The organism is Pseudoduganella sp. UC29_71, assembly GCF_042693265.1.
Lineage (GTDB): Bacteria > Pseudomonadota > Gammaproteobacteria > Burkholderiales > Burkholderiaceae_D > Rugamonas.
On record NZ_CP170549.1, the window covers coordinates 2179809 to 2193244 of the forward strand.

At 65.8% G+C, this 13436-nt stretch carries 11 protein-coding genes; 6 read left to right on the forward strand and 5 right to left on the reverse strand.

Annotated elements, in window-relative coordinates; translation table 11 throughout:
• Positions 1 to 14: 14 nt before the first annotated feature.
• Positions 15 to 1139, forward strand: coding sequence for an alpha/beta hydrolase (locus ACFJI2_RS09555; RefSeq protein ID WP_377704786.1), 1125 nt, complete (start codon positions 15 to 17; stop codon positions 1137 to 1139).
• Here the strand turns inward: ACFJI2_RS09555 and ACFJI2_RS09560 are convergent.
• The gene (locus ACFJI2_RS09560; protein ID WP_377704787.1) at positions 1136 to 1936 is read right to left on the reverse strand and encodes an alpha/beta fold hydrolase; all 801 of its coding nucleotides are present in this window, start codon (positions 1934 to 1936) and stop codon (positions 1136 to 1138) included. The two genes, ACFJI2_RS09555 and ACFJI2_RS09560, sit on opposite strands and share 4 nt — an antisense overlap.
• A gap of 1 nt (position 1937) precedes the next feature.
• Positions 1938 to 3248, reverse strand: coding sequence for an O-acetylhomoserine aminocarboxypropyltransferase (locus tag ACFJI2_RS09565; protein ID WP_377704788.1), 1311 nt, complete (start codon positions 3246 to 3248; stop codon positions 1938 to 1940).
• A gap of 186 nt (positions 3249 to 3434) precedes the next feature.
• On the opposite strand from ACFJI2_RS09565, the gene ACFJI2_RS09570 reads away from it, so the two are divergent.
• A complete protein-coding gene (locus ACFJI2_RS09570; RefSeq protein WP_025595507.1) occupies positions 3435 to 3890 on the forward strand; it encodes a CBS domain-containing protein in 456 nt (151 codons plus the stop codon).
• A gap of 62 nt (positions 3891 to 3952) precedes the next feature.
• Here the strand turns inward: ACFJI2_RS09570 and ACFJI2_RS09575 are convergent, their stop codons facing one another.
• On the reverse strand, positions 3953 to 6214 hold the full coding sequence (locus ACFJI2_RS09575; RefSeq protein ID WP_107869184.1) for an EAL domain-containing protein: 2262 nt from the start codon (positions 6212 to 6214) through the stop codon (positions 3953 to 3955).
• Positions 6215 to 6449: 235 nt separating this feature from the next.
• Here ACFJI2_RS09575 and aroC point away from each other — a divergent pair, with 235 nt between their 5' ends.
• A complete protein-coding gene (gene aroC / locus ACFJI2_RS09580) occupies positions 6450 to 7553 on the forward strand; it encodes a chorismate synthase (protein ID WP_377704789.1) in 1104 nt (367 codons plus the stop codon).
• Positions 7554 to 7612: 59 nt separating this feature from the next.
• Positions 7613 to 8797: an MFS transporter gene (locus ACFJI2_RS09585; protein ID WP_377704790.1), complete on the forward strand. Its 1185-nt coding sequence runs from the start codon at positions 7613 to 7615 to the stop codon at positions 8795 to 8797.
• A 14-nt stretch (positions 8798 to 8811) separates the two neighbouring features.
• On the opposite strand, the gene ACFJI2_RS09590 is transcribed toward ACFJI2_RS09585, so the two are convergent.
• Both ACFJI2_RS09590 and ACFJI2_RS09595 read right to left on the reverse strand, forming a co-directional pair.
• The gene (locus tag ACFJI2_RS09590; protein ID WP_377704791.1) at positions 8812 to 10305 is read right to left on the reverse strand and encodes an HDOD domain-containing protein; all 1494 of its coding nucleotides are present in this window, start codon (positions 10303 to 10305) and stop codon (positions 8812 to 8814) included.
• Positions 10302 to 12044 (reverse strand): putative bifunctional diguanylate cyclase/phosphodiesterase, encoded by a 1743-nt coding sequence (locus tag ACFJI2_RS09595; RefSeq protein WP_377704792.1) that lies wholly within the window; start codon positions 12042 to 12044, stop codon positions 10302 to 10304. The genes ACFJI2_RS09590 and ACFJI2_RS09595 overlap by 4 nt, the downstream gene beginning before the upstream one ends.
• Positions 12045 to 12321: 277 nt before the next feature.
• Between ACFJI2_RS09595 and upp the strand changes: the two genes are divergently transcribed.
• Positions 12322 to 12972 carry a uracil phosphoribosyltransferase gene (gene upp, locus ACFJI2_RS09600; protein ID WP_025595498.1) on the forward strand — a complete coding sequence of 217 codons (651 nt, stop codon included), beginning with the start codon at positions 12322 to 12324 and terminating at the stop codon, positions 12970 to 12972.
• Positions 12973 to 12986: 14 nt separating this feature from the next.
• On the forward strand, positions 12987 to 13349 hold the full coding sequence (locus ACFJI2_RS09605) for an Hpt domain-containing protein (RefSeq protein WP_377704793.1): 363 nt from the start codon (positions 12987 to 12989) through the stop codon (positions 13347 to 13349).
• Positions 13350 to 13436 lie beyond the last annotated feature (87 nt).

Genomic DNA, 13436 nt, shown 5'->3' on the forward strand with positions numbered 1-13436 from the left:
AACGGAGGCGGCGCGTGAAGCAGAAAATCCGGCGGCTTGCAGGCACCGCGCTCGGTGTCGCTGCGCTGAGTACGGCGGCGGGCACCGCGCGGGCGCAGCAAGCCCCGCCGCCGACACACCCGCCGCCAGCGGTACCGGCACCAGCGCACTCGCCGCCCGCGCTGCAGGCAACCGTGTACCCGCCGCCGCGCGCGGCCGGGGCAGGCGAAGTTGCCGTCCCCGGGCGCCGCACCGCGCTGCCTCGTGCGGCGACGCTGTTCACGCCGACCGGCGAGGTGCAGGGGACGCTGCTAGTTCCGCTGCCGCTGGGCTGCACGCCGGCCGCGCTGATCATCGCCGGCTCTGGCCCGACGGACCGCGACGGCAACAGCAAGCTGCTGCCCGGCGCGAACAACAGCTTGAAGATGCTGGCGCAGGCGCTGGCCGAGGCGGGCATCGCCAGCGTGCGCTACGACAAGCGCGGCATCGCCGCCAGCGCGCGCGCCGGCGCAAACGAGTCGCAGCTGCGCTTTGAGACCTACACCGGCGACGCCGCCGCCTGGGTGCGGCAACTGAAGCTGGAGGGGCGCTACTCGTCCGTAACGGTGATCGGCCACAGCGAAGGCTCGCTGATCGGCATGGTGGCCGCGCGCGCGGCCGGCGCGGACGGTTTCATTTCCCTGTCCGGCCCCGCCGAACGCGCCTCGGCGCTGCTGCGCCGCCAGCTCGACCCCAAGCTGCCGCCCGAGCTCGCGCAAGCCAACGACAAGATACTGGCCGCGCTGGAAAGCGGCCGCCGGCCCGCCAAATTACCGCCGCAGCTGCAGGCGATCTACCGCCCCAGCGTGCAGCCCTACATGGCGTCCTGGTTCAAATACGTTCCCGCGCGGGAGTTCGCGCGGCTGAACATGCCGCTGCTGATCGCGCAGGGCACGACGGACATCCAGGTGGACGTAACACAGGCCGAACAGCTCAAGCAGGCCAATCCGGCGGCACGGCTGCTGCTGGTGGACGGCATGAACCACGTGCTCAAGCAGGTGCCGGCCGAGCCGCGCCAGCAGATGGCCTCCTACTTGGACCCGGCGCTGCCGCTGGCGCCGGTGCTGGCGGGCGCGGTGACGGAATTCATCCACGCGCTGCCGCACCGGCCTTGCCGCTAGCGCAGGAAGCCGGCCAGCGCGTCCAGCACGGCGTCCGGCTGCTCGGACATGAGCGCATGGCCCGCGTCCACCTGCACCACTTTCCCGTGCTGGATGGCGCTGGTGAGCAGCCTGGCGGATTTCGGCGGCGTCATCATGTCCTTGGTGCCGAAGATGAACAGGGCAGGGCAGCGCACCGCCTGTGCCGCCGCTTCGCCGTTGGCGTAGGCATTGCAGGCGTAGAAGTCGGTATGGAACAGCTGCTCCGGATTCAGCGCCGACATGCGCTGCATCAGCCGCTGCGCGCCGCCCATCACGGAAAAGCCTGGACCCGGACAGGACGGCTTCTGCGCCATGCCCGAATGCGAGAAGATGTTCACCATGTCGATCGCCGCCTGCTCGTTGTCGCGCGAGGTGTTCAGCAGCGCGTCCGACACCTTCATCGGATAGGTCGTGCCCAGCATGGCCAGCTTGCTCACCCGTTCCGGCGCGCGCTGCGACAGCTCCAGTGCAACCAGCGATCCCATGCTGTGACCCACCAGCGCGGCTTGCGCCACGCCCGCCGCGTCCAGCACCGCGAGCAGCCAGTCCGCCATCTCCTCCACGCTGCGCCTGGCCGCGCCCCTGCTGCGGCCGTGGCCGGGCAGGTCCACCGCCAGCACGCCGTAGCCGTGATGGGCCAGGTAGCGGCTCTGCAGCGCCCACACCGAATGGTCGTTCTGCGCGCCGTGGATGAACACCACAGTGGGCAGGCTGGCGTCGAACGCCTTGCCGCCGGTGTAGCAATAAGCTGCCGCGCCATCGATATCGAACAGCATCTCAGGCTCCCTTCTGCGACAGTTTGAGGCCGCGCGCCAGGTCTTCGATCAGGTCGTCCACGTCTTCCAGGCCGACCGACAGGCGCATGGTGCCTTCGGCGATGCCGGACGCGGCCAGCTGCTCGGCCGGCACGCGGAAGTGCGTGGTGGACGCGGGATGGATCACCAGCGACTTGGCGTCGCCCACATTGGCCAGGTGCGAGAACACCTTCAGGCTGTCGACAAAGCGGCGGCCCGCCGCGCGGTCGCCCTTGATGGTGAAGGAGAACACCGCGCCGCAGCCCTTGGGCAGCAAGGTCTTGGCCAGCTCATAGTCCGGGTGGCTGTCCAGTTCCGGGTAGGAGACCGACGCCACCGCGTCGTGCGCCGCCAGGAATTCCACCACCTTGCGCGTGTTGGCGACGTGGCGCTCCATGCGCATGCCCAGCGTCTCTATCCCCTGCAGCACGGCGAACGCGTTGTGCGGGCTCATGACCGCGCCGAAGTCGCGCAAGCCTTCGCGGCGCGCGCGCAGCGCGAACGGAGCCACGGTGGATTCTTCCGCGAACACCATGCCGTGGAAGCCGTCGTACGGCTCGCACAGCTCGGCGAAACGGCCGGTCTTGTCGTAGGCGGCCTGCCAGTCGAAGGTGCCGCCGTCCACCAGCAGGCCGCCGATGGCGGTGCCGTGCCCGCAAAGGAACTTGGTGGCCGAGTGGAATACCAGGTCCGCGCCGTGGTCGAAGGGCTTCAGCAGGTAGGGCGTGGTGAAGGTGGAATCCAGCATCAGCGGCAAATGGTGCCCATGCGCCAGCGCCGCCACCAGCGGCACGTTCAGCACGTCCAGGCCCGGATTGCCCAGGGTTTCCGCGAACAACACCTTGGTCTCGGGGCGGATGGCGGCGCGCCAGGCGTCGATGTCGCGCGGGTCGACGAAGGTGGTCTCGATGCCGAAGCGCTTGAGCGTGTAGCCCAGCAGGTTATGCGAGCCGCCGTACAGCGCGCGCGAGGCCACGATGTGCGAGCCGGCACCGGCGATGGTGGCCAGGCCCAGGTGCATGGCGGCCTGGCCGCTGGCGGTGGCGATGCCCGCCACGCCGCCTTCCAGCGCCGCGATGCGTTCTTCCAGCACGGCGTTGGTGGGATTGGAGATGCGCGAATACACGTGGCCGGCGCGCTCCATATTGAACAGCGCGGCGGCGTGGTCGGAGTCGCGGAAGGCGAACGATGAGGTGAAATGGATCGGTGTCGCGCGTGCGCCGGTGGCCGGGTCGGGCGCGGCGCCTGCGTGCAGTGCAAGCGTATCGAAGCCAGGGTAATGGGGACCGCTCATGGATGTCTCGTGATGGTTATTGAGGTGGCAAGATCCTACCGCGATTCGGCCCCGTGTGACAGGGGACGCACAACACGCAATATTTGATATTGCACAATACTGGATTTTTTGCCGGGCATACGCTACATTCGCAGTAAGGCTTACAATAACTACAAAACCCCATTCACACGGACAGGACGGCCCAAAATGAAAGTCTCCGAAATTCTTCAAGTCAAAGGCAACATCCTCTACACCATCAAGCCGGACCAGCCTTTGGCTGAAGCGGCGAAAACCATGGCCGAGAAGGACATCGGCTCGCTGGTGGTGATGGAGTTCGGCGACCTGGTCGGCATGCTGACCTTCCGCGAGGTGCTGAAAGCGCTGCACGAGAACGACGGTTCGGTCGGCGGCGGCACGGTGCGCAAGCACATGGAAGACCACCCGATCACCGTCACGCCGGACACGGAAGTGAACGAAGTGCGCCGCATCATGCTGGAAAAGCACGCGCGCTACCTGCCGGTGATGAACGCCAAAACCCTGCTGGGCGTGATCTCGTTCTACGACGTGGCGCGCGCCGTGCTGGAAGCGCAAAGCTTCGAGAACCGCATGCTGAAAGCGTATATCCGCGACTGGCCTGCGGAAGAAGAGCAGCCCGCCGACTGAATCCGGCGCGCTGAAAATGGGGTCAGGGTTAGTTTAAAACTAACCCTGACCCCATTTTTTTTTCAGGCGACGCCTTCGAGCGCGTCGTTGTTGAGCCAGCCATTCAGGGCTTCGGCTGTCATGGGGCGGGCGAACAGGAAGCCTTGCGCCAGCGGGCAGCCCAGCGATTGCAGGATCTGCGCCTGGCGCTCGTCTTCCACGCCTTCGGCGATCACGGCCAGGCCCAGGTTGCGGCCCAGCTGGATCACCATCTCGGCGATGCTGCTGCCGCGCGCCGAGCCGGTGATCTCGGTGACGAAGGCGCGGTCTATCTTCAGGCGGTCGATCTGCAGGCGCTGCAGGTAGGACAGCGAGGAGAAGCCGGTGCCGAAATCGTCGATCGCGATGCTGACGCCGGTCTGCTTGATCTGGCCCAGCATCTTGATCAGCAGGTCCGGCTCTTCCATGGCCATCGATTCGGTGATTTCCAGTTCCACGAATTCCGGCGGCGCGCCGGTGTCGGCCAGCGCGCGGCGCAGCATTTCGAGGAAGTAGGGGTGGCGGAACTGCACCTGCGACACGTTGATCGACATGGTGAAGTTGTCGTGCCCGGCCGCGCGCAGCGTCACCAGCTCGCGGCAGGCGGTACGCATTACCCACTCGCCCAGGTCGATGATCAGGCCCGAATACTCGGCGATCGGAATGAAGCGGTCCGGCGAGATGAATTTGCCGTCCGGCGTCTGCCAGCGCAGCAGCGCTTCGGCGCCCACCGGGCGGCGCGTGACCAGGTCGATCTGCGGCTGGTACACCACGAACAGCTGGTTCTGGCCGAAGCCGGTGCGCAGCGCGTGCATCATGCGCACCCGCTCGCGGATCTCCACGCCCATGCTGCGCGAGAAGTAGAAGTGGCCGGCGCGCTGCTGGGTCTTGGCGCGCTTGAGGGCGATGTCGGCGTCCTTCAGCGCGTCGGCGCCGGTGCCGTCATGCTCGCCCAGGCGCACCAGGCCCAGGGTGGCGGACAGTTGCACGTCCTGGCCGTCTATGCTGAATGGCACCTGGAACAGCGCCAGTATCATGGCGGGATTGACTTGCGCGGCGTCGCCCAGCACGCAGAAGATGTCGCCGCCGATGCGGGCCACCGTCAGTTGCTGGCCCAGGTTGGTCTGCAGGCGGTCGGCCACGGCCAGCAGCAGCAGGTCGCCGAACTGGTGGCCGAGGGCATCGTTGGTTTCGGCGAAGTGGTCCAGGTCCACCAGCGCCAGGCTGGCGTCCTGCTTGGCCGGGCCGGTCAGCGTGGCGTCCAGGATTTCGACCAGGCGGGTGCGGTTGGGCAGCTTGGAGAGCTGGTCGTAGAAGGCCGCGTTGTGCAGGTGGGACACCAGCTCCACATTGTCCAGGCCCACGGCCACGTTGCTGCAGAAGACTTCCAGCAGCCTTTCCTCGATCTCGGTGACGGGCCGGTCCACCAGCATGAAGGCGACAAAGGCGCGGCTGGCCTTGCCGCCGAAGTACAGCGTGATGCAGTCGTTGCCGTAGTGGTTGCGGCGCTCGTCCAGCGTGCGTTCCATGGCTTCGGTCACGCGCGGTTCGTTGCGGCTGGTGAGCTGCAGGCCGTCCAGGTGGGCGTAGCTGCCGGCGGCCGCCATGGCCATCAGTTCGTGGCAGCCGCTGTCCGGGCACTCCTGCACGCACAGCACGCCGTTGGTCTGCTGGTGCAGCAGCGAGGCGATCTGGGTCAGTACGCCGGCGGCGAAGTTGTGCACGCCGTGCAGCGACATCAGCTCGGTGCTGGCGTGGACGATCTGGTCCAGGCCGCGCCGGCTGTTGCTGATCTTGCGGATTTGCTCGTAGGAGCGGATCGCCGCCGTCACGGTGGTAAACAGCTTGATGCGGGTCAGCTCGGACTTGGTCTTGTAGTCGTTGATGTCGTAGTCGCGGATGGCGTCGATCTCCGGCGCATAGCCGGGCTGGCCGGTGCGCAGGATGATGCGCACGTCGGCCAGTTTCAGCGTTTCGCGGATGTAGCGCACCAGGTGCAGGCCGGCGTCGTCCTGTTCCATCACCACGTCCAGCAGGATGACGGCGATATCCTGCTCGTGCTTGAGCATTTCGCGGGCCTGGCTGGCCGAGTAGGCGTGCACGAATTCCAGGGGACGCTGCTGCATGTCCAGGTTGCCGAGCGCGAACGTGGTGGTCGAATGGACGTCTTCGTCGTCGTCGATGATCATCACCCGCCATACTTCGCGGGACGCGTGCGCCGCCGGCTCAGCCGGATGTTCTTCCAAGAATACCAGATCGTCTTGATCGTCCTTGTTTGGGTCAAGGGGCGTGATCGGTGCGGGCATGTGTCGCTTCTCCAGATATCTCGGTGTTCTTAATTCAAGTATATAGCGAATTGTTAGTCAGAACGACCATTTCAGTGCTTTCCTAACACCAATAACGACAGTTTATGCTTGCCAGCGCGTTAATTCCGCGCCAGATTCAGTACTAGTACGTACTGTTTTGCCATGGTTGACACGGCCGGGCCGAGGGGCTGGTAGAATTAAGAGATTCCCTCTGTCCACTCTCATTCTGCTCCCTATGTCCGGTAATTCCTTTGGCAAGCTGTTTTCTGTAAGTACTTTCGGCGAATCGCATGGTATTGCGATCGGTTGCGTCATCGACGGCTGCCCCCCGGGCCTGCCGCTGAGCGAGGCTGACATCCAGCCCGAACTGGACCGTCGCAAACCCGGCACCTCGCGCCACGTTACCCAGCGCCAGGAGCCGGACCGCGTCGAGATCCTGTCCGGCGTGTACCAAGGCGTCACCACCGGCACCCCGATCGCGCTGCTGATCCGCAACGAAGACCAGCGCAGCAAGGATTACGGCAACATCTCGGAAAGCTTCCGCCCTGGTCATGCAGATTACACCTACTGGCATAAATATGGCGTGCGCGACCCGCGCGGCGGCGGCCGTTCGTCGGCCCGCCTGACCGCGCCCATCGTCGGCGCGGCGGCGGTGGCCAAGAAATGGCTGCAGCAGCAGTACGGCACCACCTTCAAGGGCTGCATGAGCCAGCTGGGCGACATTCCGGTGCCGTTCGATGGCTGGGAGCATGTACCCAACAATCCGTTCTTCGCCGCCAGCGGCGACGCCGCGCTGATCGCGCGCATGGAAGACGCGATGGACGCGCTGCGCAAGGAAGGCGACTCCATCGGCGCACGTATCGACGTGGTGGCGCAGAACGTGCCCGTGGGCCTGGGCCAGCCCATCTACGACAAGCTCGATGCCGATATCGCCTACGCCATGATGGGCATTAACGCCGTAAAGGGCGTGGAAATCGGCGCCGGCTTCAAGGCCGTGGCGCAGAAGGGTTCCGAGCACGGCGACGAACTGACACCGGAAGGCTTCGTAGGCAACAACGCCGGCGGCGTGTTGGGCGGCATCTCGACGGGGCAGGACATCACCGTTTCCATCGCCATCAAGCCCACTTCCTCGATCCGCACCCCGCGCCGTTCCATCGACAAGGACGGCAATCCGGTGATGGTGGAAACCTTCGGCCGCCACGATCCTTGCGTGGGCATCCGCGCCACGCCGATCGCCGAGGCCATGCTGGCGCTGGTGCTGATGGACCACGCGCTGATGCACCGCGCCCAGTGCGGCGACGTGAGCGTGTCCACCCCGGATATCGCACGCAGCAAGTAATCTGTACTCAATAAGCTGTACTCTTTTCGGCCTTTCCGCAGCGCGGAAAGGCCAGCGTTATGCCCACACAGTTCTTCAGCTTCGGCTCCTTCCTGTTTTTCTACTACGCGCACGCCGGCACGTTCTCCACCTACGCCAGCCTGTTCTTCGCCGATAAAGGCATGACGGTGGCGCAGATCGGCGTGCTGATGTCGCTGATCCAGGTGCTGCGCATCTTCGGCCCCAACCTGTGGGGCTGGGTGGCGGACCACAGCGAGCGCCGCGTGGTGGTGCTGCGCATGACCGGCCTGGCCGCGCTCACCGCGTTCTCCGGCTTCTTCATCGGCAGCACTTTCGCCCACTTCTTCGCGGCCATGGTGCTGCTCAACCTGTTCACCAGCGCGCAGGGACCGATCTGCGAAGCGCTGATGCTGTCCGAAATGCGCGGCGACCTGACGCACTACGGCCGCATCCGGCTATGGGGCTCGATCGGCTTCATCGTGGCCACCATGCTGACGGCCTATGCGCTGGACTACTGGGGCACGCGCGCCTTGCCGTGGGCCGCCGGCGCGCTGCTGGTGTGCGTTGTCGGCGCGGCCTTCCGCATGCACGACGTGCCGCGCCAGCAGCATGCCGGTCCGCGTCCTGCGCTGCTGGCTGTGCTGCGGCGGCGCGAGGTGCTGGCCTTCTTCGCGTCCACGGCGCTGATGGTGTCGGCCGACACCTCGCTGTACACCTTCTATTCGCTCTACCTGGAACGCGCCGGTTACAGCAAGACCGTGATCGGCGCCATGTGGTCGCTGGGCGTGGTGGCGGAAGTGGTGCTGTTCTATTCGCAGGCGCCGCTGCTCAAGCGCTGGGGCGCGCAGCGCCTGCTGATGCTGGCGTTCGGCGCCGCCGTGCTGCGGTTCGCGATGATAGGCTCGGGTGCGCACTGGCTGGCGCTGCTGGTGCTGGCGCAGCTGCTGCACGCGGCCACGTTCGCGCTGCACCATTCGTCATCCGTGCTGGCGATGCAGCGCTGGTTTGCCGGGCCGCTGCAGGCGCGCGGGCAGGCGCTGTACATCAGCATTTCGTATGGCGTCGGCGGCACGCTGGGCGGGCTGGGACTGTCGCAGTGCTGGGAAAGGCTGGGGGCGGAGTCGGTGTACTACGTGGCGGCTGGGCTGGCGGCATGCGCGGCGGTGGCGGCGGCGCTGTCGTTCCGCTGGCAGCGGCAGGACGACGAGCGGCACCAGGGCGGGCAGGCTGCCAAAGCCACCTAAGCCACCTAAGCCACCTAAGCGACCCGGTTGCTGACCGCTTCCAGCTGGTGGCGGCGCTCGACGGCCTTGACCACCAGCGCGCGCATGTCGTTCAGCAGGCCGAACTCGGTCTGGCTGAGCTGGATGGGCGGGAAGGATTCGTCCCAGTCGCCGTAGATAAAGCCGGCCGGCTGCAGGTTCGATTGCAGCGGCAGGATCACAAAGCTGCGCGCTTCGGACAGGGTGGCTTTCCACCACGCCGGCAGCTTGGCGGCGAACTTCGGGTCGCGCGCGTTTTCGATAAAGATCACGCGGTCGCTGTTGAGCGCCGCGTGGAATACGTTTGGCTCATAGGCTTCGTCGAACGCCATCTCGCACAGCTTTTCCTTCATGCCCTCGCCGAAGCACATCTTGGCGGCATAGCGGCCTTCGCGGCGGTTGCGCACGAACGCCACTGCGCGCGAGAAGTCCAGGCCCTGGTACACCGTTTCCAGCGCGATGGACACCATCTGGCCCGGGCTGGCCGAATCCACCAGGTCGCGCATGTCGGCCAGGCCGCTGAGCAGGATCTTGTTGCCGGCGGCGCGCTGGCGCGTCTTGGCCAGCGCCTTGGCGCGGCGTTCGGCCGGCTTGGACAGCGGCGCGATCGACAGGTCGTTGGCAGCCACTTCCTTGGCTCTTTCTATCGCCTCGTGCATCTGCTCGGGCGCCACGCCCAGCATGCCGGAGTAGCTCTCGGTGATGCGCTTGACTTCCAGCGCGCCGGCTTCGTCGTCGTGCCACAGCGATTCGGCGCAGCGGGCCGCCATGGTCGACAGGCCGGCGATCCAGTCCGCGTGGCTCACTTCGGCGCCTGGTTCCGCCGGCGCCACGCTGCGCATGCCGCTGATCAGGTTCTTGGGCAAGCCCCAGTGCGCGGCGGCGGCGGCGCCCACTTCTTCCATGCTCAGGCCCAGGATCTGCTGCGCGGCCTGGTCTTCCTTGCCGGCGCCGGCGGCCTCCTGCAGGGCGCTCCAGCGTTCCGGCATGTAGAAGGTGATCATCATGCGGCCCAGCGTGTGCAGCAGCGAGCAGACCACGGCTTCTTCGGCGTGGCGGCTGTTGGCGCTGGTGGCCACCTGCTGCGCCACCATGCCGGCCAGCACGGCCTTTTCCATTTCGATGTGCGCGCTGGACGAACCGCTGGCGCCGGCGTTGGCCACCGACAGTTCCTCGATCAGCTTGAGGCCCAGCGCCAGGTGGCCGATGGCCTCCGTGCCGAGCACCAGCACCGCCTTGCTGACGGTGTTTACGTGCTGGCCGAAGGCCGAGTACATGCCGCTGTTGGCCAGGCGCAGCACTTTTTGCGTCAGCACCGGGTCCGACAGCACGGTTTGCGTCATGTTGAAGTCGCTCTCGTCCTCGCCGCGCATGGCGCCCAGGATGGACGAGATGGCCTTGGCGAAGCCGGGCATGTCGCCCTGCATGCGGGTGCGGTCCCAGAGCTGGGCCAGCGTCTTGTTGCCGTCCACGCGCAGCGCCGGATTCATGCCTGCACCTGCCTGGTGTCCAGTCTCGCTTCCGGCGGCACCAGGTTGGCATAGGTGCGCTCGCGCAGCGCCGCCATGGCCACGTGCGCCGCCATCGGCTTGCCGGTGAGGTAGCCCTGGATGTACTGGCAGCCGCGCTCCTGCAGGTAAGCCAGCTGCTCTTCGGTTTCCACGCCTTCGGCCACCACCGACAGGTCCAGGTGCTTGGCCAGGTCCAGCACGGCGTTGCAGATGGCGCCGTCCTTCTGCGAACCGGGCAGGTCGCGGATGAAGGCGCGGTCTATCTTCAGCACGGAGATCGGGAAGCGTTTCAGGTAGGCCAGCGAGGAATAGCCGGTGCCGAAGTCGTCGATGGCGATGCGCGCCTTGCGTTCCGCCATCCGGGTCAGGATCGTTTCGGCGTGGGCCGGATCGATCATCAGCGTGCCTTCTGTAATTTCTAGTACCAATTGCTCACCGGGGAGGCCGGAAAACGCCATCGCGTCGTCCAGCACGTCAAGGAATTTGTCGTTACGGAATTGCCGTGGACTAATGTTAACAGAAATATACAGCGGCCGCTTGGCCACTTCCTCGAACTGCTTGAGCTGCACGCAGGCCGCTTTCAGCGCCCAGGCGCCCAGCAGGTTGATCAGGCCGTTGGTTTCGGCGATCGGAATAAAGCGCACCGGCGGCACCATGCCCAGGGTAGGGTGCTTCCAGCGCATCAGCGTCTCGAAGCCTTCGATGTCGCGCGTGCGCGCGTCCACGATGGGCTGGTAGTACAGCATGAATTCGCCCTCGCGCACGGCCTGGAACATGGCCGCCTCCAGCGAAATGTCATGTTCGGGCGGGCCGCTGTGGCGCGGGCTGTAGACCACGCAGCGCGCCTTGCCGGTTTCCTTGGCGCGCGACATGGCCGCGTCGGCCAGGGCCACCAGCCGCACTTCGTCCTCCGCGTGCTGCGGGTACACCGAGACGCCGACCGAGGCGCCCAGGTAGATGGTGTGCGTGTCGATTTCGAACGGCGCCTGCAAGGTGGCCAGCAGGCGCCCGGTCACCAGCTTGATCTGCGCTTCGGTGGCGGTGCCGGGCAGCACGGCCACGAATTCGTCGCCGCCGACGCGGGCCAGCGTGTCCGAGTCGCGCAGCGTCTTGCGCAGGCGGGCGGCGGCCATGCGCAGCACGGCGTCGCCCACCGGGTGGCCGAGGCCGTCGTTGACTTTCTTGAAGCCGTCGATGCCCACGGTGGCAACCGAGAAACCCTGGCCGGAGCGGCGCGCCTGGGCAATGGTCATGCGGATGCGGTCGGACAGCAGCAGGCGGTTGGGCAGCTCGGTCAGCGCGTCGTGCGTGGCCATGTGGCGCAGGCGCTCTTCGGTGGCGTGCTGGATGGTCAGGTCGCGGCCCACCGCCAGGATGCCGGGGTTGGGGCCGGAACGGCCGTAGAGGGACAGGCGCAGCTCAAACCAGGTTTCGCCTTGTTCGCCCCGCAGGCGCACCTCGACGCGGGACGCCGTGCCGGACTGGAGCAGCTCGGCCAGCGCCGCCTTCAGCGCAGGCTGGTCCTCCTCGCCGGTCAGCGCGGCCAGGCTGGCGCCGTGCAGGCTGTGCAGGCCGGAGAAGGTGATCGCGTGCCGGCTGGCGAACAGTACCGCGCCTTGCAGGTCAAGCCGGAAAACGACGTCGCCAGCCTCCTCGAGAAGGCCGTCCATTTCGTTGTGACTGGCGCGCAGGGGCACGGTAGGGGCACTGGATAGCATCGTGTCGGTCTACTCTTTCAGAACTATTGTTGCAAAACCAGAACGAAATGTATCATTGTTGGCGCCCGAAAAACATGAAAAATGACAACATCTATGCATGTTTTGCAAAAAAGGGTTGATGCAGGTTAAGAAACAGCCGTCTATAGACTGGCGCCTGGGCAAAATTGCCGCCGAACCGGGCAGCTGGGCAGGCTGACAATAATTTCAGCAAAACCATTCCACCTGGCCCGGATGACTGGGATAATGCGGGCTATAACCGATTTGATATGAGTAACTCATGAAACAAGACCCGCGCTTTCCCAACCTGTTCATCACCGACCACCCGCTGATCCAGCACAAGCTGAGCCACATGCGCGACAAGGCGACCTCGACCCGCACGTTCCGTGAACTGTTGAAGGAAATCACCCTGTTGATGGGTTACGAGATCACGCGCGACCTGCCGCTGGGCACGCGCGAGATCGAAACCCCGCTGATGACCATAGACGCGCCCGTCATTGCTGGCCGCAAGCTGGCCATCGTCCCCATCCTGCGCGCCGGCATCGGCATGAGCGATGGCCTGCTGAGCCTGGTGCCGTCGGCGCGCGTGGGCCACATCGGGGTGTTCCGCGACCCGGACACGCACCAGCCGGTGGAATACCTGGTGCGCCTGCCGGACCTGGCGGAGCGTACTTTCATCCTGTGCGATCCGATGGTGGCCACCGGCAACTCGGCGGTACACGCGGTGGACGTGCTGAAAAAGCGCGGCGTGACCGACGAGCAGATCATCTTCCTGGCCCTGGTGGCGGCGCCGGAAGGCATAGAAGTGTTCCAGAAGGCCCATCCGGGCGTGAAAATCTACTGCGCCGCGCTGGACAGCCACCTGAACGAGCACGCCTACATCGTGCCGGGCCTGGGCGACGCCGGCGACCGCATCTTCGGCACCAAGTAAGCGGACGGCGCAGCGTGGCGACCCTGGCCGACCCCAACTACCGTGCGCGCCTCGGCGCGCTGGGCGACAAGTATGCGGCCGGCATACCCGCTACGCTGCAAGCAATTTCCGAGGCCTTGTCTCATTGCCGCAACGCCGGCGCGGACGCGCAAGCGCTGCAAAAACTGCACAGTCTGCTGCACGGCGTGGCCGGTTCCGCGGCCACTTTCGGCTTCGCCGCCTACGGCGCCGAAGCACGCCGGATCGAGCAGGAACTCTTGCCGTTGCTGGGGAAACGTCCCGCCGAGGCGGCTGGATGGGAGGGGCTGGCGGGGCAGGTGGAGCGCTACCTGGCCTGGGCCGCAAGGGACCCGAAAGCTGCGGTTTTCGACGCCTGAAACCGAAGTTTATTTGCGCTCGTTTGATATTCCTCAAGCGCGATCTCCGGATCTTGTCTATAGTGACACACATGCCGCGCGAATTTG